This is a genomic window from Pseudomonas sp. NPDC090201 (genome assembly GCF_044746825.1).
GTDB classification, from domain to species: Bacteria; Pseudomonadota; Gammaproteobacteria; order Pseudomonadales; family Pseudomonadaceae; genus Aquipseudomonas; species Aquipseudomonas putida_AD.
In genome coordinates, this window is record NZ_JBIVCX010000001.1 from 152,977 (window position 1) to 175,551 (window position 22,575).

The 22,575-nt window shown below is 61.1% G+C and carries 20 protein-coding genes; 12 read left to right on the forward strand and 8 right to left on the reverse strand.

Translation table 11 applies throughout. The annotated features are described in order from the left end of the window. Positions 1–374: 374 nt before the first annotated feature. The 5 genes from glcD to ACIPOO_RS00645 all read left to right on the forward strand — a co-directional run bounded on the left by glcD (position 375) and on the right by ACIPOO_RS00645 (position 6,965). Positions 375–1,874: a glycolate oxidase subunit GlcD gene (gene glcD / locus ACIPOO_RS00625; RefSeq protein WP_274131881.1), complete on the forward strand. Its 1,500-nt coding sequence runs from the start codon at positions 375–377 to the stop codon at positions 1,872–1,874. Continuing rightward, positions 1,874–2,971, forward strand: coding sequence for a glycolate oxidase subunit GlcE (glcE, locus tag ACIPOO_RS00630; RefSeq protein WP_400603666.1), 1,098 nt, complete (start codon positions 1,874–1,876; stop codon positions 2,969–2,971). Before glcD ends, glcE begins: the two co-directional genes overlap by 1 nt. Positions 2,972–2,974: 3 nt before the next feature. Beyond that, positions 2,975–4,198, forward strand: coding sequence for a glycolate oxidase subunit GlcF (gene glcF, locus ACIPOO_RS00635; RefSeq protein ID WP_400603668.1), 1,224 nt, complete (start codon positions 2,975–2,977; stop codon positions 4,196–4,198). 52 nt (positions 4,199–4,250) lie between these two features. Beyond that, positions 4,251–4,658: a heme-binding protein gene (locus ACIPOO_RS00640; protein WP_400603670.1), complete on the forward strand. Its 408-nt coding sequence runs from the start codon at positions 4,251–4,253 to the stop codon at positions 4,656–4,658. 129 nt (positions 4,659–4,787) lie between these two features. Next, positions 4,788–6,965: a malate synthase G gene (locus ACIPOO_RS00645; protein ID WP_400603672.1), complete on the forward strand. Its 2,178-nt coding sequence runs from the start codon at positions 4,788–4,790 to the stop codon at positions 6,963–6,965. Positions 6,966–7,110: 145 nt separating this feature from the next. Here the strand turns inward: ACIPOO_RS00645 and ACIPOO_RS00650 are convergent, their stop codons facing one another. After that, positions 7,111–8,127, reverse strand: coding sequence for a LacI family DNA-binding transcriptional regulator (locus ACIPOO_RS00650; protein WP_274131875.1), 1,017 nt, complete (start codon positions 8,125–8,127; stop codon positions 7,111–7,113). A gap of 271 nt (positions 8,128–8,398) precedes the next feature. Here ACIPOO_RS00650 and ACIPOO_RS00655 point away from each other — a divergent pair, with 271 nt between their 5' ends. From ACIPOO_RS00655 to csrA, 3 genes are all read left to right on the forward strand, one after another. After that, on the forward strand, positions 8,399–8,914 hold the full coding sequence (locus ACIPOO_RS00655; protein WP_274131994.1) for a gluconokinase: 516 nt from the start codon (positions 8,399–8,401) through the stop codon (positions 8,912–8,914). A gap of 115 nt (positions 8,915–9,029) precedes the next feature. Beyond that, the gene (locus ACIPOO_RS00660) at positions 9,030–10,382 is read left to right on the forward strand and encodes a GntP family permease (protein WP_274131874.1); all 1,353 of its coding nucleotides are present in this window, start codon (positions 9,030–9,032) and stop codon (positions 10,380–10,382) included. A gap of 513 nt (positions 10,383–10,895) precedes the next feature. Then, on the forward strand, positions 10,896–11,084 hold the full coding sequence (gene csrA, locus ACIPOO_RS00665; RefSeq protein ID WP_274131873.1) for a carbon storage regulator CsrA: 189 nt from the start codon (positions 10,896–10,898) through the stop codon (positions 11,082–11,084). A gap of 329 nt (positions 11,085–11,413) precedes the next feature. On the opposite strand, the gene ACIPOO_RS00670 is transcribed toward csrA, so the two are convergent. Both ACIPOO_RS00670 and ACIPOO_RS00675 read right to left on the reverse strand, forming a co-directional pair. Beyond that, positions 11,414–11,647, reverse strand: a complete 234-nt coding sequence (locus ACIPOO_RS00670) for a DUF465 domain-containing protein (RefSeq protein WP_274131872.1) — start codon at positions 11,645–11,647, stop codon at positions 11,414–11,416. A 99-nt stretch (positions 11,648–11,746) separates the two neighbouring features. Then, on the reverse strand, positions 11,747–12,325 hold the full coding sequence (locus tag ACIPOO_RS00675) for a TetR/AcrR family transcriptional regulator (protein WP_400603675.1): 579 nt from the start codon (positions 12,323–12,325) through the stop codon (positions 11,747–11,749). 165 nt (positions 12,326–12,490) lie between these two features. Here ACIPOO_RS00675 and ACIPOO_RS00680 point away from each other — a divergent pair, with 165 nt between their 5' ends. Together ACIPOO_RS00680 and ACIPOO_RS00685 are read left to right on the forward strand one after the other, a co-directional pair. Next, entirely contained in the window at positions 12,491–13,744 is a 1,254-nt protein-coding gene (locus ACIPOO_RS00680) for a YbfB/YjiJ family MFS transporter (RefSeq protein WP_400603677.1), read from the forward strand. A 232-nt stretch (positions 13,745–13,976) separates the two neighbouring features. Then, positions 13,977–15,224 (forward strand): M20/M25/M40 family metallo-hydrolase, encoded by a 1,248-nt coding sequence (locus ACIPOO_RS00685; RefSeq protein ID WP_400603679.1) that lies wholly within the window; start codon positions 13,977–13,979, stop codon positions 15,222–15,224. A gap of 254 nt (positions 15,225–15,478) precedes the next feature. Here ACIPOO_RS00685 and ACIPOO_RS00690 read toward each other — a convergent pair whose 3' ends face one another. Beyond that, positions 15,479–16,420 carry a ketopantoate reductase family protein gene (locus ACIPOO_RS00690; protein WP_400603681.1) on the reverse strand — a complete coding sequence of 314 codons (942 nt, stop codon included), beginning with the start codon at positions 16,418–16,420 and terminating at the stop codon, positions 15,479–15,481. 210 nt (positions 16,421–16,630) lie between these two features. After that, a complete protein-coding gene (locus ACIPOO_RS00695; RefSeq protein WP_400603683.1) occupies positions 16,631–18,061 on the reverse strand; it encodes a pyridine nucleotide-disulfide oxidoreductase in 1,431 nt (476 codons plus the stop codon). 864 nt (positions 18,062–18,925) lie between these two features. Here ACIPOO_RS00695 and ACIPOO_RS00700 point away from each other — a divergent pair. After that, on the forward strand, positions 18,926–19,240 hold the full coding sequence (locus ACIPOO_RS00700) for a hypothetical protein (protein ID WP_400603685.1): 315 nt from the start codon (positions 18,926–18,928) through the stop codon (positions 19,238–19,240). A gap of 24 nt (positions 19,241–19,264) precedes the next feature. On the opposite strand, the gene ACIPOO_RS00705 is transcribed toward ACIPOO_RS00700, so the two are convergent. The 3 genes from ACIPOO_RS00705 to ACIPOO_RS00715 form a co-directional block, all read right to left on the reverse strand. Beyond that, positions 19,265–19,681 (reverse strand): hypothetical protein, encoded by a 417-nt coding sequence (locus tag ACIPOO_RS00705; protein ID WP_400603687.1) that lies wholly within the window; start codon positions 19,679–19,681, stop codon positions 19,265–19,267. Between the two features lie 381 nt (positions 19,682–20,062). Then, positions 20,063–20,326 carry a DUF1652 domain-containing protein gene (locus ACIPOO_RS00710; RefSeq protein ID WP_274131860.1) on the reverse strand — a complete coding sequence of 88 codons (264 nt, stop codon included), beginning with the start codon at positions 20,324–20,326 and terminating at the stop codon, positions 20,063–20,065. Positions 20,327–20,697: 371 nt separating this feature from the next. Beyond that, a complete protein-coding gene (locus ACIPOO_RS00715; RefSeq protein ID WP_400603690.1) occupies positions 20,698–21,174 on the reverse strand; it encodes a GNAT family N-acetyltransferase in 477 nt (158 codons plus the stop codon). Between the two features lie 407 nt (positions 21,175–21,581). Here ACIPOO_RS00715 and ACIPOO_RS00720 point away from each other — a divergent pair, with 407 nt between their 5' ends. Then, positions 21,582–22,514, forward strand: coding sequence for a hypothetical protein (locus tag ACIPOO_RS00720; protein WP_400603692.1), 933 nt, complete (start codon positions 21,582–21,584; stop codon positions 22,512–22,514). Positions 22,515–22,575: the final 61 nt, after the last annotated feature.

The window sequence follows — 22,575 nt, forward strand, 5'->3', positions numbered from 1 at the left end:
CAAATTCCTCCCCCGGCGTCCCATCCCCCCCCCCCCCCCGCGGGGGGGGGGGGGGGGGGTGGCCCCCCCCCCCCCCCCCCACCCCCCCCCCCCCCCCCCCCCCCCAAGCCGTGCTGCTACGGGAAGCGATCTGGTATGACCAGTTATAAATGCGACACAAGTAAGAACGGAATACATGTCTAACTAATTGATATTATGGAGATTAATAAAAAACCTTTGTGCAAATGCCAAAAAAAACTGGTTCGACCAGTGCTTTCTGCCATGGACAGTAAGCCCCACCCGGCCAATGATGCAAGTCAGCCGTAGAACGTTCCCTGCCAGAACGGGCCCATATAAGAAGCCATATAAGAACAAGACGGGGTGAAACACCCACCATGAATATCCTGTATGACGAACGCGTCGATGGCGCGCTTCCGGACATCGACAAGGCGCAGTTGCTGCAAGCCATGCAGTCACGCCTGCCGGACCTGGAGATCCTCCACCGCGAGGAAGAACTGCGCCCCTACGAATGCGACGGTCTCTCCGCGTACCGCACCACGCCGATGCTGGTGGTGTTGCCGCAGCGGGTCGAGCAAGTCCAGACGCTGCTCAAGCTGTGCTACGAGCGCGGCGTGCCGGTGGTCGCACGCGGCGCCGGCACCGGGCTTTCCGGTGGCGCACTGCCGTTGGAGAAAGGCGTGCTGCTGGTCATGGCGCGCTTCAACAAGATCCTGCACATCGACCCCGCCGGACGCTTCGCCCGTGTTCAACCGGGGGTGCGCAACCTGGCGATTTCCCAGGCCGCCGCGCCCTACGATCTTTACTACGCACCCGATCCGTCGTCGCAGATCGCCTGCTCCATCGGCGGCAACGTCGCCGAGAACGCGGGCGGCGTGCACTGCCTGAAGTACGGCCTGACCGTGCACAACCTGCTCAAGGTCGACATCCTCACCGTCGAAGGCGAGCGTATGGTGCTGGGCTCCGACGCGCTGGATTCCCCCGGTTTCGACCTGCTGGCGCTGTTCACCGGCTCCGAAGGCATGCTCGGGATCATCACCGAAGTGACGGTCAAACTGCTGCCCAAACCCCAGGTCGCACGTGTGCTGCTGGCGGCATTCGATTCTGTGGAGAAGGCTGGCCGCGCCGTGGGCGACATCATTGCCGAAGGCATCATCCCGGGCGGTCTGGAGATGATGGACAACCTGGCCATCCGCGCCGCCGAAGACTTCATCCACGCCGGTTACCCGGTGGACGCCGAAGCCATCCTGCTGTGTGAACTGGACGGCGTTGAAGCCGACGTTCACGAAGACTGCGACCGGGTCCGCGCCGTGCTGGAAAAAGCCGGCGCCACCGAGGTGCGCCAGGCCAGGGACGAAGCCGAGCGCGTGCGTTTCTGGGCCGGACGCAAGAACGCCTTCCCTGCTGTAGGCAGGCTGTCGCCGGATTACTACTGCATGGACGGCACCATTCCGCGTCGGGAATTGCCGGGCGTCTTGCAGGGCATTTCCGCGTTGTCCGAAGAATACGGGCTGCGCGTGGCCAACGTGTTCCATGCCGGTGACGGAAACATGCACCCGCTGATCCTGTTCGATGCCAACCAGCCGGGCGAGCTGGATCGCGCCGAGGCGCTGGGCGGCAAGATTCTGGAGCTGTGCGTGAAGGTCGGCGGCAGCATCACCGGCGAACACGGCGTGGGCCGCGAGAAAATCAACCAGATGTGCGCGCAGTTCAACAGTGACGAACTGACCCTGTTCCACGCCGTGAAAGCGGCCTTCGACCCCAGCGGCATGCTCAATCCGGGCAAGAACATCCCGACCCTGCACCGCTGCGCCGAATTCGGCGCGATGCATGTGCACATGGGCAAGCTGCCCTTCCCTGAACTGGAGCGTTTCTGATGGGTGCCGAACGTCAGCCCTACCCCACCGCGCAAGACGGCGACGCCAGCCAGACCTTGCTCGAACAGGTCAACCAGGCCATCCAGAGCGGCCTGCCGCTGCGCATTCAGGGTGCCAACAGCAAGGCGTTCCTGGGCCGTGAAGTGGCCGGGGAAGTGCTGGATACGCGCATCCATCGCGGTATTGTCAGCTACGACCCGACGGAACTGGTGATTACCGCACGCGCCGGCACGCCGCTCAGCGAACTGAACGCTGCGCTGGACCAGGCCGGGCAGATGCTGCCCTGCGAGCCGCCCAGCTACAGCGACGCAGGCGTCGGCGATGCCACCGTGGGCGGGATGATCGCCGCCGGGGTGTCGGGGCCGCGTCGCCCGTGGGCTGGCTCCGTGCGTGACTACGTGCTCGGCACCCGGGTCATCACCGGCCTTGGCAAGCACCTTAAATTCGGCGGCGAGGTGATGAAGAACGTCGCGGGCTACGACCTGTCGCGGTTGATGGCCGGCAGTTTCGGCTGCCTGGGGCTGCTCACCGAAGTGTCGCTCAAGGTGCTGCCCAAACCACGCCTGTGCACCAGCATCGCGCTGGAGATGGACAGCGCCCACGCCCTCGCCCGCCTGGGCGAATGGGGCCAGCAACCCTTGCCGATCAGTGCCGCAAGCCACGACGGCCGCGTGTTGCGCCTGCGTCTGGAAGGCGGTGAAGGGTCAGTGGCAGCGGCCCATGATCGCCTGGGTGGCGAGTCCATCGACCCGGCCTGGTGGCAGGCGCTGAACGAACACCGGCTGGATTTTTTCACCGATGGCCGAGCGCTGTGGCGCCTGTCGCTGCCCACCAACACCGGCGTGCTGGAGTTGCCCGGCGAGCAGTTGATCGACTGGGGCGGCGCCCAGCGCTGGCTGAAGTCCGATGCGTCGGGCGATGAAATCCGCGCCATCGTCAGCGCCGTCGGCGGCCACGCGACCTGCTACAGCCATGGGATGGATCAAAGTCCGTTCCAGCCCCTGGCCGAGCCTCTGATGCGCTACCACCGCCAGCTCAAGGCACAACTGGACCCCCACGGGATCTTCAATCCGGGCCGTATGTACGCAGAGATCTGAACCATGCAGACCACCCTGAGCGAACAGGCCAAGCGCCTGCCCCGTGGCGAAGAAGCCGAAAGCATCCTGCGCAGCTGTGTGCACTGCGGTTTCTGCAACGCCACCTGCCCGACCTATCAGTTGCTGGGCGATGAACTGGACGGCCCGCGCGGGCGCATCTACCTGATCAAGCAGGTGCTCGAAGGCAAGGAAGTCACCGAGAAAACCCAATTGCACCTGGACCGTTGCCTGTCCTGCCGCAACTGCGAAACCACCTGCCCTTCGGGGGTCAATTATCACAACCTGCTGGACATCGGCCGTGCGGTGGTCGATGCCGCCGTGCCGCGTCCGATGAGCCAGCGGCTGGTGCGCGAAGGCCTGCGCAACGTGGTGCCCAACACCTCGCTGTTCAAGGCGCTGACCCAAGTGGGCAATGCGTTCCGCCCGCTGCTCCCCTCTACCCTGAAAGACAAACTGCCCGGCAGCGTGCGCCCGGCCAAGCCACGCCCCACTCGGCAACATGCGCGGCAGGTGCTGATTCTCGAAGGCTGCGTGCAGCCTGGCCTGTCGCCCAACACCAATGCGGCGACGGCTCGGGTGCTGGATCGCCTGAGCATCACGGTCAAATCCATCGCCCAGGCCGGCTGCTGCGGCGCCGTGGATTACCACCTCAATGCCCAGGAACAGGGCCTGCAGCGCGCCCGGCGCAATATCGATGCCTGGTGGCCCAGCGTGCAGGCCGGTGCCGAAGCCATCGTGCAGACTGCCAGCGGCTGTGGAGCGTTCGTCAAGGATTACGGTCACATGCTGCGTGGCGATCCGGCCTATGCCGAGAAAGCCGCAAAAATCAGCGCGCTGACCAAGGACCTGGTGGAAGTGCTGCGTGCCGAACCGCTGGAAAAACTCGGCGCCTGCACCAGCCAGAAGCTGGCGTTCCATTGCCCTTGCACGTTGCAACACGCGCAGAAGCTGGGAGGCTCGGTGGAAGCAGTGCTGACCCGCTTGGGCTTTAACTTGACCGCAGTGCCGGACGCTCACCTATGCTGTGGCTCGGCTGGCACCTACTCGATCACCCAGCCGGAGCTGTCCAGACAACTGCGTGACAACAAGATGAATGCCCTGGAGAGCGGCCGGCCCGAGGTCATCGCCACCGCCAACATCGGCTGCCAGACCCACCTTGCCAGTGCCGGCCGCACGCCGGTCAAGCACTGGATCGAACTCATCGAGGACGCCCTGCAACCTGTGTAACAGGCAGGCGCCCGGACCACCGAATCAACCCCGACTTGCAAAGGAGAGCTTCATGAAAACCAAATCCGTACTGAGCCAGACCGAAGTCACCCAGATCCTCGCCGCCGCCCGTAAAGAGGCGCAAGCCAGCGGCTGGGCGGTGTCCATCGCCGTGACCGACGATGGCGGCCACCTGCTGGGTTTCGAACGCCTGGACGGCTGCGCCCCGATTGGCGCCTACATCGCCATCGAAAAGGCCCGCACTTCGGCGCTGGGCCGTCGTGAATCCAAGGGCTACGAGGAGATGGTCAATGGCGGGCGTACGGCCTTCGTCACCGCGCCCCTGCTGACCTCGCTCGAAGGCGGCGTGCCGGTGATCGTGAACGGCGAAACCATTGGCGCGGTGGGTGTGTCCGGGGTGAAGGCCGATCAGGATGCACAGGTGGCCAAGGCGGGTGTTGCTGCAGTCAACGCAGGATAACCCTGTAGGAGCGCGCTTGCCCGCGATTGCGGTGTGTCTGCTCCGGATATGCAACCTGACACACCGCCATCGCGGGCAAGCGCGCTCCTACAAATGCGCGTTATAGACAATTTTGATGGAGAGCCCGAGATGACCGAATTCGTCAACTGCCACAACCTCAAGGTGGCAGCCAGCCTCAAGCGTTTTGTCGACGAGGACGTGCTTCCCGGAACCGGGCTGAACCCGGACGTTTTCTGGGCGGACTTCGACTCGCTGGTCCACGACCTGGCGCCGATCAACCGCGAACTGCTGGCCGAGCGCGAGCGCATCCAGGCGCAACTGGACAAGTGGCACAAATCCAACCCGGGCCCTGTCACCGACATGCCCGCCTACATCGCCTTCCTCGATTCCATCGGCTACCTGCAGCCGGTACCGGATCAGGTGCAGGCCACGACCAGCAAGGTCGACATCGAAATCAGCGAACAGGCCGGCCCGCAGCTGGTGGTGCCCGCCGCCAACGCCCGTTACGCCCTGAACGCCGCCAACGCCCGCTGGGGTTCGCTGTATGACGCGCTGTATGGCACCGACGCGATTTCCAACGAGCACGGCGCCGAAATCAAGGCTGGCTATAACCCGCTGCGCGGCGCCAAGGTCATCGCCTTCGCCCGCGCCCTGCTCGATGAAGCAGCGCCCCTGGCTACAGGCTCTCACGTCGATGCCACCGCCTATGCCGTGGACAGCGGCGCGCTGGTGGTCACCCTCGCCAACGGCAGTCAGTCGCCTCTGGCGCAGCCGGAAAAATATGTCGGCTACCAAGGCGATGCCGCGCAGCCCACCGCCATCTTGCTGAAGAACCACGGCCTGCACATCGAAATCCAGATCGACCCTACCAGTCCCATCGGCAGCAGCGACCCGGCCGGCATCAAGGACCTGCTGCTGGAAGCTGCACTCTCGACCATCATCGACTGTGAAGACTCGGTCGCCGCCGTGGACGCCGAAGACAAGCTGGTGATCTACCGCAACTGGCTGGGCCTGATGAAAGGCGACCTGACCGAAGAACTGGTCAAGGGTGGCAAGACCATCACCCGCAAGCTCAATGCCGACCGCCAGTACAACGCCGCCGATGGCAGCCGCCTCACCCTGCATGGCCGCTCGCTGCTGTTCATTCGCAACGTCGGCCACTTGATGACCAACCCGGCGATTGTCTACGACGGCAACAAGGAAATTCCGGAGGGCATTCTCGATGGCGTCATCACCAGCCTGATCGCCCTGCATGACCTGCACAACCGCGGCAACTCCCGCGCCGGCAGCGTGTACATCGTCAAACCGAAGATGCACGGCCCTGCCGAGGTGGCGTTTGCCGACCAGTTGTTCGGCCGTATCGAAGACGCCCTGAAGATCCCGCGCAACACCCTGAAGATGGGGATCATGGATGAAGAGCGGCGCACCAGCGTCAACCTCAAGGCCTGCATCAACGCAGCGTCGGCGCGGGTAGCGTTCATCAACACCGGTTTCCTCGATCGTACCGGCGATGAGATGCACACCTCGATGGAAGCCGGCCCGATGTTGCGCAAGGGCGACATGAAGGCCACGCCGTGGATCAAGGCGTACGAACGCAGCAACGTGCTGGTCGGCCTGGCCTGTGGCCTGCGCGGCCGGGCGCAGATCGGCAAGGGCATGTGGGCGATGCCGGACCAGATGGCCGACATGCTGGAACAGAAGATCGGCCATCCGAAATCCGGTGCGACCACCGCCTGGGTGCCCTCGCCGACTGCCGCCACGCTGCACGCACTGCACTACCACAAGGTGGACGTCAAAGCGGTACAACAGGAACTGGAGAAGGTCGACCTGAACGCCGAGAGCGAGCAGATCCTGCTGGACCTGCTGAGCATTCCGGTGGTGGCCAAGGCTGAGTGGACCGAGGAGCAGATTCGCGAAGAAGTCGAGAACAACGCCCAGGGCCTGCTGGGTTATGTGGTGCGCTGGGTCGAGCAAGGCGTAGGCTGTTCGAAGGTGCCGGACATTCACAACGTCGGCCTGATGGAAGACCGCGCCACCCTGCGCATCTCCAGCCAGCACATCGCCAACTGGTTGGGTCACGGGGTGATCCACGAGCACGACGCCATGGAAACCCTCAAGCGCATGGCCAAGGTGGTGGACAAGCAGAACGCAGGCGATGCGGCCTACACGCCGATGGCGGAGAACTTCGAGAAATCCACCGCGTTCCAGGCCGCTTGTGCGCTGGTGTTCAAAGGAAGGGAGCAACCGAGCGGGTACACCGAACCGTTGTTGCACGAGTTTCGGTTGGCGTTCAAGAAAGAGGCTTGAGGCGCGCTGTAGGAGCGCGCTTGGTCTGGGCCGCATTCGGACGATGGCGGTGTGTCAGTTTGTACATCCGGCACATACACACCGCGGTCGCGGGCAAGCGCGCTCCTACAGGCGTCAGCGTTCCGACATTGATCCCGCGGTGTACTCAGGTACTCTCGCGCACCACCAGCTCGAACCCCAGATCCACCTGAGCCTGCTGGACATTGCCGTCCAGCAGCCCCAGCAGCAATTGCGCGGCGCGTTGGCCGACTTGCTCGCGCGGGGTGCGGATCGAGGTCAGGCGCGGCACCATGTGCGCCGAGCCCGGCAAATCGTTAAAGCCGATCAGCGACACCTGCTCGGGAATCCTGATCCCGCGACGCAATGCTTCCAGGGTTGCGCCCTGGGCCAGGTCGTCGTTGCAGAAAAACACCCCGTCCACATCCGGATGCTCAGCCAGCAGGCGCGCGAACAATTCGCCCCCAAGACCTATGGACGATGGCAATGGCGAGGCCATCTGCAGCGCTTCGTCGAACAACCCCTCCTTCTCCAGCACGCCGCGAAAGCCGCTGCCACGCTGGATCACTCGCGGGTCAAGCTGCGCCGAGACATAGGCCAGGCGCCGCCGTCCACGACTCAACAAATGCTGCGCCGCCTGCGCACCGGCCTGTTGCTGGGAAAACCCCACGCACGGCTCGGCCCGGGCCGGATCGAGTTCCATCATGTGCACACAGGGCACGCCACTGGCTGCCAGCAGTTGCTGGGCCGCCGGGCTGCGGTCGAATCCGGTCAGCAGAATGCCCCGTGGCCGGTTGGCCAGGTGGCTGCGCAGCAGGTTCTCCTCCTCGACCGGCGAGTAGTGGTAGTTGCCGATCACCACTTCGAGCCCGCGCGGGCGCAGCACGTTCTGAATCGCTTCCAGGGTTTCGATGAACAACTGGTTGGACAGCGACGGCACCAGCACCACCACCGACTGGCTTTGCGAAGAAGCCAGCGCCCGGGCGGCAGGGTTGGCGACATAGCCTAGACTCTGCGCAGCAGCGCGTACTTTTTCGACCAAGTCCGGCGCGACGGTCGCCACGCCACGCAGGGCGCGTGAGGCAGTGATGGGCGAAACAGCCGCCAGTTTCGCGACCTCGTTAAGGGTGGGACGACCAGTGGAGCGGGAACCAATGCGAGTCATGCGTTGCCAACTGAATGGAAGGAAAGGCGAAGGGGTTGCGATTGTGTCGAATGGGCTCTAAGGTAGCGCTACCCCATGGAGTCTCGCAACCTTCTTCGACCGTGTTCACGGCCGAGGTCGAGTGACTCATGAACGACCGTAATACCCATAACAATGACTACACCCGGAAACAGCCTTGCCGGTGTTGCACACCATCTGGCAAAGACAGCGCTGTCTCTGGGGCGAGGTTTTTATGACGACTGCTCCAACTGCTATTTCTGCCCTCGTGGTAATGGGTGTTTCCGGCTGTGGCAAAAGCGCCGTCGGCGCCGAGATTGCCAAGAACAGTGGCGGACGCCTGATCGAAGGCGACGCCTTTCACCCCCAGGCCAACATCGACAAGATGAGCGCCGGCCACCCCCTCAATGACGAAGACCGCGCAGGCTGGCTCACTCGCCTGGGCGAAGAAGTCGCGCAGGCGGTGCGTAACGGTGAAAAACCGGTCCTGACCTGCTCGGCCCTCAAGCTCATCTACCGTGAGCGCCTGCGTGAATCCGTGCCGGGCCTGGGTTTTGTGTTTCTTGAGTTGACCAAGGAGCTTGCCACAGAGCGCTGCTCGCACCGGCCGGGGCATTTCATGCCGGCGAGCCTGGTGGACAGCCAGTTCGCGACCCTGGAACCACCCTACGGCGAAGACCGCACCCTGGTCGTCGACGCAACCCAAACGATCGAGACCATCGGTGCCAGGGCGGCAAGCTGGTGGGACGAATCGCAAACCGCATCTGGCAACGCCCTCACCGGCTCCTGATCGCAGATCCGGCGTGAGCGACAAAGATAGCGCTGTCTTTTTGTGTACACATGGCAGTGAACGATAGCGCTTTGCAGTAGCTCCAAAAAAACAAAATACAACGGAGAGACACCCCATGTTTGGTATGACTCAAGACACGTATCTGCTAGTGGATGCGCTGGTGACCATCATCGGCCTTGTGCTGCTGATCACCAAGTTCAAAGTCCACCCTTTTGTAGCACTGACCATCGCAGCAGGTTTTCTCGGGCTGACCTCCGGCATGCCTGTAGACAAAGTCATGAAATCCTTCCAGGACGGCTTCGGCGGCGTACTGGGCTTCGTCGGCATCATCCTGGGCCTTGGCACAATGCTCGGCAAACTGATGGCCGACTCCGGCGGCGCCGACCAGATCGCCCAGACGCTGATTCGCCGTTTCGGCAAGGAACGCGTGCACTGGGCCATGATGTTTTCGGCGTTCCTGGTGGGCATCCCGCTGTTCTTCGAAATCGGCTTCGTGCTGCTGATCCCGCTGGTGTTCATCGTTGCCCGTCGCAGCGGCGTGTCCATCGTGAAAATCGGCATCCCGCTGCTGGCCGGCCTGTCCGCGGTGCACGGTCTGGTGCCTCCGCACCCGGGTCCGCTGCTGGCCATCGGCATCTTCAACGCTGACATCGGCAAGACGATTTTCTACGGCCTGATCGTCGCCTTCCCGACCGCCATCATCGCGGGCCCGATCTACGGCAAATGGATCGCCAAATACATTCCGGGCAACCCGTCCAAGGAATTGATGGACCAGATCGCCAAGGAATCGACCAACGACAACCTGCCCAGCTTCGCGATCACCCTGATCACGATCCTGCTGCCAGTGTTCCTGATGCTGCTCAAGACCTTCGCCGACGTCGCGCTGCCGACCGGCCACATCTTCCGCATCTGGATGGACTTCATCGGCCACCCGATCGCCGCCCTGCTGTTCGCCCTGTTGCTGGCGTTCTACACCTTTGGCGCCGCTCGCGGCTTCAGCAAGGAACAGATCATCAAGCTGCTGGACCAGAGCCTGGCGCCGGTTGCCGCAATCGTGCTGATCGTGGGTGCCGGCGGTGGCTTCAAGCAGATGCTGGTGGACAGCGGCGTCGGTAACCTGATCGGTCATATGGCTGTGCAGGCGCAGATCTCGCCGATCCTGCTGGCTTGGCTGGTGGCGGCAGTGATTCGCGTGGCCACCGGTTCCGCGACCGTTGCGACCATCACCGGCGCTGGTATCGTGGCTCCGGTGGTCGGCATGATTCCGGGCGTGAACCGCGAACTGCTGGTGCTGGCCACCGGTGCAGGCTCGCTGATCCTGTCCCACGTGAACGACGCCGGTTTCTGGCTGGTCAAGCAGTACTTCAACATGACCGTCACTGAAACCCTGAAGACCTGGACCGTGATGGAAACCATCCTCTCGGTGGTCGGCATCATCTTCATCATGCTGCTGTCGCTGGTCGTCTGACCTACCCTCCAGCGTGACAATGCCCACCCTCGCGGTGGGCATTTCATTTGTGCCGCGCGCACATCTCCCCTGCCTGCCGATACACGCCCAGAGACAGCCTGTAGCCATTTCGTTTAAAGTCGCATCACTTTGACGTCACGCAATTCGGAACTCTCCTACACTCCTTTAGGAGATCGCTCACAGGCAATCTAATGAAAATTTCATCACTTGCCTGCACGAGCGCTTTGCAATAAATGCGAAAGAAGTGTGCAATAGGCGCCGCCCCGGATTCGGCTATCAGCCCCATAGCCAATTGTTACGGGGATTTACTGCCAAAAGCAGGCAAAATTCGCATGCCGTCTGGCCTCAGGAGCGACCATTCCAATGACAAGAAGATGAACCTGGGGAATTAATTGCATACCTGTGACGTCATAGTGACGGACACATTGGGATGCACTCGGCAACCACACCACCCAAAAGGCTAACGCCAGCCTCCTGGTAGAGGCGCTTCAAGAGGCCATCAAGGAAAAGATTATGTTGATACTCACCCGCAAAGTCGGCGAAAGCATAAACATCGGTGACGAAATCACCGTCACCATTCTGGGCGTACAGGGCCTTCAGGTCAGGCTCGGCATCAACGCCCCGAAGAACGTTTCAGTTCATCGTGAAGAAATCTACAAACGTATTCAAGCCGAGATCGCGCCTAACCAAGATCCCCAATGACCCTGCGGTTCATCTTCTAAGTCACTAGTCTGCCGCTACCCGTGGCAGGCTCATTAAACGGCGTACAACCTGACGCCGTTTTTTTCTGCGTAACTTTTGGATCCATTAGCGTGACACTGTTCACTCTCTGGCCAACTAACATCTGTATAAGTAACAACTTCATACATTAATTAATACCCTGCACAGCCACGCGACCGCTCTATTTCGCGGCCTGCGCTTAGTTATAGCACGTGATGCGAACAGTTCTCGATATGTGCTGAAAACAAAACGGCGAGCTTCGTGTGGACAGCTCGCCGCTCGTGTTCAGCGCGTCACATGACGCAAACACCCTACATCAGTTGCTGGACGATCTTGTCCTTGGCCAGCAGGCGCTTTTCCTTGAGCTTCTTGAGCTGGTCGTCCGAGACATCGCCCGACGATCCGGCTTCTGCCTTGACGATGTCGGCGTCGATTGCGTCGTACTGACCAACCAGATGATCGAGCTTGGCATCCTTGCTGCGACGCTTGAGCAGCTCGTCTTTGGTGATACTCAAATCCGCGTACAAATCGTGCTTGACCGGCATGGTGCGCCTCTCCTCTGACAACAGATGTTGAATTATTGAGGGTAGCTCACGGCAAAGGTTCTACGTTTCTGTCCTGGGCGATGCATTGCTGATCCGGGTCTAGCCTTTTACCAACACCTGGACCATCGAGGCTGCGGTGCTGCGCAGGCGCTCGGGGTCCTGGTAGATCCGCTCCATCACCACCACGCCCCGGGTGAAGGTCGACACCAGGCGCGAGGCCTGGTCGGCAGGAAGATTCAGCGTGTCGTTCTGCGCCTCGGCGGCGAACCGGGCGTGCAACAAGGCTTCGATGTCATCGAGCATGCCCTGCAACGCTACGCGAATGGTATCGACCTCGCTGATACCGTCCACCGCCGTCTTGGTGGTCAGGCAGCCTCGGGTCGGGGTGCCCTCGATCATCGAGCTGATGATGAACTCGAAGAAGTTCTCCAGCGCCACGCGGATCGACGGCTCGGCCAGCGCCTGGGCCATGCTGGCGGTCATGCGCTGGCGATAGCGATCGAACACCTTGAGAAACAGTTGCTCCTTGCCCTGATAGGCGTTGTACAGCGAGCCGCGCAACACCCCCGTCGCTTCGGCCAGATCCTGCATCGAGGTCGCGCTCAGGCCCTTTTGCCAGAACACGTTCATCGCCAGATCCAGTGTCCTGTCTTCGTCGAACTGTCTTACACCCGCCATTGCCCTGCTCTCCAGCGTTTTTCAGTAGCCGTGGAATCGACGTCTCGATCCACCTGCGAGCCATGAGTTGACCTCATTCTTGTCAAGCCTGTCAATTTTGACTAGAGTGACAAACATGACACCGCTGTCAAACATAGACTCCTATCTCTTCCCGAGGTCAGCAACATGCAGCCCGAAGCCGTTTCGCTGGATACGTCATCCCCGGACAATGCGCCCGTCCGCTCTGCCATCCCCTGGCACGCCATCATCGCCGGGCTGTGCGCCACCCTGGTCGGCATCGGCCTGGCGCGCTTTGCCTACACACCACTGATTCCGCCGCTGATCGAGAACCACTGGTTCGCCACCTCCGACATCATCATTCTCAGCGCCGCAAACCTTGCCGGCTATTTCATCGGCGCGTTGCTGGGGCGCCCGGTTGCTCGCAGGTTTTCCAATCGCACCACCCTGCGCCTGATGATGGTGCTGGTGACGCTGTCGTTCGCTGGCTGTGCGGTGCCGTTGTCGACCCTGTGGTTCTTCGCCTGGCGGTTCATTTCCGGGCTGGCCGGTGGCGCGATCATGGTGCTGGTCGCCTCCACCGTGCTGCCGCACATTCCCGGCACGCGCAAGGGGCTGGCCAGTGGCGCGATCTTTTTCGGGCTGGGCCTGGGGATCGCCGCGTCCGGTACGCTGGTGCCGCTGCTGCTGGACATGGGATTGCGCATCACCTGGCTGGGCCTGGCGGCGTTCTGCGCGGTGCTGACGGCCATCAGCTGGAGCGGCTGGCCACAGGTTGATGCGCAGACGACGACAACGGGACCGGCCTCTGTTCAGGCAGTGCAGACACCTCGCCCGCCGCGTCATGTGTTGTTTCTGAACCTGACCTACCTGCAGTTCGGCCTGATGGCGATCGGGCTGGTGCCGTTGATGGTGTTCCTTGTGGATTTCGTCGCGCGGGACCTGGGGCTGGGTGCTCACGTCGGGGCGCTGTACTGGATCGTCTATGGCGTCGGTGCGCTGGCAGGACCCATGCTGTATGGCTACATCGCCGACCGGCTGGGACCGGTGCGGGGCATTCGCCTTGTGCTGGTGGTGCAGGCGCTGGTGGTCGGCATTTTGTACAGCTCCCACAGCAGCCTGCTGATCGCGGCGCTGACGCTGGTCATCGGCAGCTTTCCGCCCGGCATCGTGCCGCTGGTGCTGGCGCGGGTTCATGAACTCCTGCCCCAGGATGCCGGCGCCCAAGGGGCCGCGTGGAGCCGCGCGACCACGGTGTTTGCGCTGATGCAGGCGCTGTCCGGGTATGGGTATTCGATGCTGTTCAATGCCAGCGGCGGGGATCATCGGCTGCTGTTTCTGATTGGCGCCGGGGCGTTGGGGTTGGCGCTGCTGGTCGAGGCAGTGGTTCGCTTGGCGGTGCGTGCAACACAGTCCACGTAGCAGCACGGTTTGCCGGCGGGGGCGTTCGTAAGATCGCCATCGCGGGCAAGCGCGCTCCTACAGGCGGGGGCGGCCTGAAGATCGCTCCCGCGGGCAAGCCCGGCTGCTACGGGATGTGTGGTGTGTTCATGGGCGGATGGATTGGGGACAGGTCGCATTCCAACATGCACAAACCTGTACAAGACGCTAGGGTAAGGGGGCGTTTTCAAAAAACAACATCAAGGACAGACCCATGCCGTCATCGTTTTCCCGCTCGCTGCTCGCCAGCGCCCTTGCCCTTGGCCTCACCTTCGCCGTCGCCTCCCCGGCCTTTGCCGAGCCGAACAAACAGGTTCAGGCCGATGCCGACAAATACAAGGACGAAGCCCTCAAACTGCTGGAAAGACTGGTCAACATCGACACCGGGTCAGGCTATGAACCGGGCCTTACCCAAGTGCGCGACATCACCGTCGAGGAATTGAAGAAACTCGGCGCCACCATCGAAACCTTCCCCAACACCGCACCAGACAAAAGCAGCCATGTGGTGGCCACAATCAAGGGCACCGGCAAGGCCAAAATCCTGCTGATGGCGCACATGGACACCGTGTTCAAGGAAGGCTCGGCAGCTGCACGGCCCTTCCATATCAAGGATGGTCGCGCTTACGGTCCTGGGGTCATGGACGACAAGGGCGGGATCATCGCCGGACTCTATGCGCTGAAAATTCTGAAGAACATCGACTTCAAGGACTACGCGCAAATCTCCTTCCTGCTCGACGCCAGCGAGGAGACCGGCTCGGCAGCCGCCACCGAGCTGATTCAGAAAGTCGCCAAACAGCATGACGTGACCCTGAACCTGGAACCCGGCCGCCCCGCCGATGGCCTGGTGGTGTGGCGCAAGGGCAGCGCCACTGCGGTGGTCGAAGTCAAGGGCAAGGCGTCCCACGCAGGTGTCGCGCCGGAGCTCGGTCGCAATGCGGCGATGGAGGTGGCGCACCAGATCCTGCAACTGGGCAAGCTGGGTGATGCCGAGAAGAAAACCACCATCAATTTCACGGTGCTCAACGCTGGCGACCGGGTCAACGTGATTCCCGATCAGGCCACAGCCAAGGGCGACGTACGCGCCGCAGTGCCCGAGGAATTCGATCGCATCGAGAAAGACCTGGCCCGGGTTTCGGCCAACAAGCTGATCCCGGAAACCGAAGTGACCACCCACCTGGATCGCGGCCTGCCGCCCATGCCGCAGACGCCTGAATCGGACAAACTGGTGGAGATGGCGCAAGGGATATATGGCGAAATCGGCCGCAAGCTGACCATCGAAGGCAGCGGCGGCGCAGCGGATGCCAGCCTCTCGGCGGGCGTCGGCGTGCCGACCCTGGATGGTTTCGGCATCGTCGGCGGCAATATTCATACACCGGAGGAATATGCCGAAGTGGAAAGCGTATCGCCCAGGATCTACCTGCTGACCCGGATGATCATGGAGCTGGCGAAGGCCAAGGGGTAAAGCCAAAGTGCGTTGCTTGCACGGTCCGTAGCAGCACGGCTTGCCGGCGGGAGCGGTAGGTCAGTCACGATTATGCAAGCTGACACACCGCTCCCGCGGGCAAGCCCGGCTGCTACGGGATTGATGTCGTAAGCACAACCGTAGCAGCACGGCTTGCCGGCGGGAGCGGTAGGTCAGTCACGGATTTGCAAGCTGACACACCGCCATCGCGGGCAAGCGCGCTCCCACGGGCGGGGGCGTTCGCAAGATCACCGCTACCGCTGCTCCCTCACCCGCCGCGCTTCGTAGGACTTGAGGTGCAGGTTCACGTAATCGAGCACCGTAATGCCCGCTTTCGCATGTCTGTCGGAAGCGGCGCGACGGGCGATCATGTCGCCGATCACGTGGTCGACCTCTATCGGCGCACCCCGCTCGATATCCCGCAGCATGGACGCTGTCATCTTCGAGCCCTTGGTGGTCAGCATCGTCTCGAATCGCTGGCGCACCTCGCTGCGCAACGCATAACCGGAATGCTCGGCGACGCTGGCGCACTCGGCCAGCAACTTGAGAATCAGTGGCTCGCCCCCGCTCTGGATCACATCGCCAATGCTCGCGCGCATGGCGCCGGTAATGCCTGCGCCGGTGGCGATGAAACACCATTTTTCCCACATCTCCTGAACGATCTGCTGACTCAGGTTTGCGGCAAATCCTGCGTCGGCCAGCGCCTCGGCGACTTTCAGAATCCGTGGGGTCAAGGCGCCGCTCAGCTCACCGAACGATAACTGGTTGGTGTCGTTCAGGTGCAGGATCGCCCCCGAGGCGTCACGGTCCAGGGAAATCAGGCACTGCCCGCCCAGCACGTTCTCAGGACTGAACCGCGCCGCCAGGCGATCCAGATGCGCCATGCCATTGAGCAGCGGCAGGATCAAGGTCGCGGGACCCACGGCGGCGGCAAAGGACTCCATCGCTGCATCCAGGTCGTAGGCCTTGCAACTGAGCACGATCAAATCGAACACCTGATCCAGCATCGGCGTCATGACGTGGGGCGGCGATGGATACAGAATATTGCCCAGCGGACTGCGCACGATCAGACCGTCGCGGTCCAGCTCTTCGGCACGCCCCGGGCGCACCAGGAATGTCACGTCGCGCCCCGCCTCCAGCAGCCGACCACCAAAGTAGCCGCCAATCGCCCCTGCACCCACGATCAAAATGCGCATGTTCTGTCGGTTCCTTGTGGAGTCAATGAAGAGGGTACGAACACCCCAGAATAGATGAAGGATCGCACTCTATCCAAAAATTGAATGATGACCAACATATTGTTTTCCCACGACATTGCTGAAGGCTATAAACCTGCGTCGCGCAAACATCAGGCAAAAAAAATCCCGAACCACCAGAGGCGGTTCGGGACGCAAGTCTTGCAAGGAGAGTCAGGATTGCGCGTTGGCCAGCACCGGCCACAGGAACGGCTGGCGCTGCTCTTCGCGACTGGCCACCAGCGTGCGGCTGACGGCGACGGGCCGAGCGAGCGGTTCCTGCAGCCGCGCCAGAACGGCATCGATTACAGCCCCGCTGGCGTCATGGTGGAATTGCCAGACGCCGTAGATACGGCCGTCGAATGACGCTTCGCTGCCCAGCCGAGGATCGACACCAAGCCCGGCACCGAGCCCGAACAGGTGCAGGCCATAGAGGCGCTGGCCGTTGGAATCAAGGGGGCAGCCGGCGGGGTCCGAATCAACCCCGCCCTTGACTTCCATCAGGCTGATCGCGCCACCGGCGACATAATTCATCGGCGGCAACAGCGGCTGGTAGCCGGTGCACTGCACCACCACCTCGGACTCCGCCAAGGCCTGACGCGCCAGTTCGTACTGACCCTCGGGACCGTTCAGCGTCTGCAGCAGATGCACTCTGACACCGGTTTTGCCGACATGCCCGTTGGCCAATGCCTCACGTCCTACATCCAGCGCACGGTAGCGCAAGCCGCCGGAGCGGTTGACGCGCCCCGATACCGGGCACACATCCCTGACCGGATCGAAGGCATAGCCTGCGTCTGTCGCCGCCTGGGCGGTCTCGTAGAACAGCCGGATCGGCGAACGGTGCACCAGGGTCACTTCGTCCATGCCGGCGAATTCCAGGGCGTCGGCGAGGTTTTCCAGCGTCGAGAAGGCACTGTGAGAACCGCCCACCACACTGATCCGCCCCTTGCGCGCCAGCGTTGGGGCGAAGAAATCGCGCAGTTGCACAGCGTTCATGCGCAGCAGTTCGTCGGCGCTCTGAACCTTGGCCGTGGGTGGAACGGCCAGGCCCTGGTCGGCAAGGCTGTCGAGCAGGTTTTGCGGATCCTGCCGCCCGCCCAGATTGAGCACCAGCGCCCGGCAACGGATGCGCCGGGTGTGCCCCTGGGATTCGACCCAGACCTGATAACCGTCATCCTCGTGCACCACCTCGGTGATGGTGGTGCTGGTCCACAGCTTCACACCGTAATGCTCGACAATGAAGTCGAGCACCAGTGTCGAGGCCTCGGCGAGCAACTCGGCCACATCCGCCAGTTGCGGCGCGCTCTGGGCCTGACGGCGGATACGCCAATACGCCGGAGAGTGTTCGAGGGGTTCGAACACATCCTTGAGCGCCGGATCGCGCAGGCAATCGAGGAACACATCGCCTACCGAGTTGGCAGTGATCCTGTAGTCGCCCAGGCGACCCGTACCCGGGTTGGGGCTTGCATCGACAATGATCAGGCCTTCCCTGGCCAGCTCCGGCATGGCTCCGCTTTTCAATGCATTGAAAAGCAGCCCCATCCCTGCCGGTCCGGCACCACCGACTACGCAACCGCAAACGGTTTCCAGATGATCTCCATACATAATCTTGACTCCAAACGAGGTCGATGCATTGAGCGCAGCCCAAAATGCGTCCGGGACAATGTGTAACAGGCGCAAAGAACCGCCTGCTCTAAAGCAACTTGCGTTCATGTGTAACTTGATACGAACATGTCTAACTTGATACAAAACATGTACCGCAGAAAACCTTGGGCATGACTACCGCACACCGACCATAAGGGCAGCGGGTTGAAAACGGCAGCAAGTGCGCGGCAGCGCCACTAAGAAGAGGAATCGATCACCTGGCGTCGCCCTGAAATCACTTCTGCGGGGACCTGGGAGACGCTACCGCCATTAGCGAAGCGCTCTGGTTCGGGACTTCCAGGCGCGCAATCGGTAACGGGTCAAAATTTATTTCAAACTATTACAAGAAGAATTACGTAGGGTGATAGTTTCAAAAAACCCGGAAGGTGTCAAATTTTCGAGAAAATCTCGTTTTGTGTAATCTGAGTGTTCAACATACTGTTTTAAAACGATTTTATTTTTTGACGCCATTATTTCAGAGGCGCTGAATATCTCCATACATTTTTAAAATCGCAACCGTTCATTTTTTTATCAACTTGCGATTAATCGAACCGCAAACTTGGCTGCTAGTTGTCGGAAAACTGTCACATCATTAGCCTGCTTATTATCCGGATGAGAATGTTTTCCAGCCGGTTTTCCGTCCATTGAGGCGCAGGCATATTAATGACGCCATAAAAGCCGCTTTTCGCCGAAATAAAGCCGCTGCCTCGCCAGTGCAGTCGATGGATGGTCATACCTGCCGGCAAAAACACAGAACTATTCCCGGCCCGCCCGGTTCCACTGTCTGGCTCGTACCACTTTTGAACGGATATGGAGGTCGCAAACATGAATGCTGAGAAAAACCGTCGGTCCAGCATTGCCGAAATCGACTATTCACGTGACACCCTGTTTGGCCCTATTCCCATGCAGGCGACGTGCAGGGTTCGCCTGGCCACGGTGGAGATGGACGGCCACAGCTTCAGGGAACTGACGATCATTGGTGAAGTGCCCGATTACCTGCCCAAGTCAGCCATCATCCGCGTGGCACTGGACGGCAGGATCGAAGCCGGCCCGATCCGCGAGCACTACGCGATCGAGCACAATGGCGAAGAACAATTCAGGCTGTTGTTTGAAAATGAGCACCACCGCATCGTGCATTGATCGCACGAGCTGGTGCCGGGGGCGTTATTGCAAATGACTGGCGTGTTGCAGGCCTGCAGCCGAGTCGGCATGCAGGTTGCCGCCCTCAAGCGCCGGAGCCTGGCCTAACGGGCCGTGGCTGACATGCTGGACCTCGGGTGCCACCAGGTCGTCGCCAATAAGCCCGGGCTGCTCCCCATAGCGCAAGCCCTGAATCTGCGGTGCCGTGTCGAGCACCGGGTCGGGCGGCAGCAGGCGTTGGCGTTCCAGGGCGGTCATGGGGGGCTGGAAACTGGCGTTCCTCGCTTCCAGGCGCTGCAGCATGAGGAGTATGGCTGCTACACAGAGCACGACGATGCCCATCAGCAAGCCAACGCCCATCATTACCTTGCGTCGACAAACATCGCCCCTGAGGTCCGACCCCTGCGGCACTTCACGGGCATCGGGCTGGTAGTCAGCCATGCATTCCCCTGTCTGTGTGGTGTTAAGCGAAACCGGCGGCCTGCCGCCCTGTGCGGGCTTAAGATAAAAGGTATGCGAGCGTAATTCCAGATCTACGTGCAGATGCCCTGCTCCTGCCGCCGATGGAACGCGCATCCCGGCAGACATTATCCAGATTCTGGAACACTTCATTTGAGTGCGGTCGCGTCATTCGTTCAACGCTATTGCGGGGATAGGTCAGAAATATATAGGAGGGGGTGGAGTTATCGAAAGTGATAAACCCAAAGCCTTGATCAACTAACATCTTTCGCCAGAGGCGCTAAAACAAAAACGCCCATGACATGCACTGCATCATGGGCGTCGGTCTGTGAACCCTGGTATACGTAAAACACATCGCGTCATTCAGCCTGCCAGCGCATGTCGCTGCTGGTAGCGCGAATTGTTCAGGTCGGCGCGCAATTCGCCGATCAGTTCGCACAGGGCGCGGCTATTGTCCAGCCGCTCCAGCGCAATACCGCTGGCCAGCAGCTCTACGCGCTCGGTGAGCGGGTCAATCACTTCGACCGTCATGGAGTCACTCATCACGGTGCAGTTGCAACGCATCGGCAGAAACGCACTTTCAATTATGCTGCGTAGTTCAAGGTTGGAAAGCGTACATGCAATCATTAGTTATATCCTCCCGAGGCGACTCCTGTCATAACTTGTAACAGTCACTCGCCAACACCCAGTAACCCACTTGCGTGGGGATGCCATCGCTCGATTCGCCTCAAGAACCTCATGGTTATTGGCGAATAACCCAAGTTATACGCCTGGCCCAAACCGGAAGCAAACAGCTGAAAAACAGTGAATTGTGGCGCCGGTTAACTGTCTTCTCGTTTCGAAAAAACGATTCATCAGCAGTAACCAGTGGAAAAAACGAGCGGATTCGTTCGAGGGTCAGCAGTGGGGAGGCTGAACAGGCCCGGAATTGGCGCAAAAGACATTGAACCGCTCGTCGGCCACTGTAAGGCTGACCGACGAGTGGCAATTCGTGATAGTTATTCGCGGGGCAGGCGCAGGTGAACCAATGCCACGCGAGCGCCTTTCTTGTCCTGGCGTTCTTCGATGGCGAAGGGCTTGAAGCCGAGTTTGGGGTAGAACAACAGGCCCGGCACGTTGTGGTTGAAGCAGGAGGCGGTCAGTTCCTTGGCCTCGTGTTTGCCGAAGGCCAGTTCCATCATGCAACCGATCATGTACCTGCCAACGCCCTTGGCGCGGGCATGGGGCGCGATGATGACGTTGCCCATCGAGCAGCGGCCCCGGAAGTCGAAGCGGGAAAAGTTGGCGAAGCCGACCACTACCCCGTCCAGTTCGATCACCGTGTTGTCGGAGCGCTGTTCAATCGAATCTTTCAGCTGCGCAGGGGTAAGCGGAAAGGTGGCCTTGGGGAACATGTAGAAAAGCTCGTCGATGCTCTGAGGCATGTCGCAGACGGCCGGGATGTCTTTTTCTTCCAGGGGGCGGTGCACGAACATGGTGGTAAACCTCTCGGAGATCGGTGGGCCGTGCGCAAACTATAGGTCATGCGCTGGCACCGGGACATTAGCCTAAAGGCGGGTAATGCATATATATGTTGCGGTTCTGCGTTCAGGAAGCCCGTAAGAGCGGACTGCATAGGACAACCCTTCAGAAAATGAGTGCCAGAATATTTCTAGCGGGTCTCGATCAACGCGAAAAACATCGTGCAATCCCTTGATCAGGCTGAACTTCTACAAACCGGGCAGAACGCCACCGCAACCCTGGCCTGTCATGCAAATTGCATGAACAGGACTGCATACCCCATAAGTTAACTTACTGATTTATAAAGCAATTTCTTATTTCAACCGCTGGCACAGCCGGTGCATTAGCTCCTGCAACACCTATTCGCATGGAGCAGCACACGATGAACGTTTCCCCTGATTCCTATCCTGCCGACGTAGAAGAACCCTCCACTGCCTCAGGCGTGTCCTGGGCTGCCATCTTTGCCGGCGCCGCGGGCGCCGCTGCCTTATCGTTGATTCTGGTACTGCTGGGCTCCGGGCTGGGCTTCTCGGCGATGTCGCCGTGGGCCAGTGAAGGGGCCAGCGCCAAGACCCTGGGCATTTCCACCGTGATCTGGCTGGCGCTGACGCAAATCATCGCTTCGGGCCTTGGTGGCTATCTGGCCGGCCGCCTGCGAGTGAAATGGTCGAACATGCATGGCGATGAAGTGTATTTCCGCGACACCGCCCACGGCTTTCTGTCCTGGGCCATTGCGACTCTGGTTGCGGCAGTGCTGATTGTGGGTTCGGTCAGCGGCATCGTCGGCAGCGGCGTCAAAGCCGGTGCCAGCGCAGTAGCAGGCGTTGCCGGGACCGCAGCGGTTGCAGCCGGCAGTGCCGCCGGTAACACCAGCTCCGATCAATATGGCTACTTCGTCGACAGTCTGTTCCGCGACGACCGCCCTGCAGCCGTCAGCGATGACGCGGCACGCGGGGTGGTGGTGCGCATCTTCGCCAAGACCCTGGCCAACGATGGTCAGTTGGCAACCGAAGACCGCAACTACCTGGCCCAACTGGTTTCGCAACGTACCAACCTGAGCCAGGCCGACGCCCAGGCCCGTGTCGATCAGGTTTACGGTCAAGCCAAGCAGGCCGTGGCTGACGCCAAACTCAAAGCCCAACAAGCCGCCGAGACTGCAGCCAAAGTCGCCGCCATGACCGCGCTGTGGACCTTCGTCGCCCTGCTCTGCGGTGCCTTCGTCGCCAGCCTCGCCGCTATCTGGGGTGGCCGTCGCCGTGACGCCGTGACCTACGTTGAAACCCGTGCTTACGCCAGCACTTCTACCCTTCGCTGATCAAGGAGAAACATCATGCGCTCATTACTGCTGTGGTTCCTGGGTGTGCCGATCCCGGTGA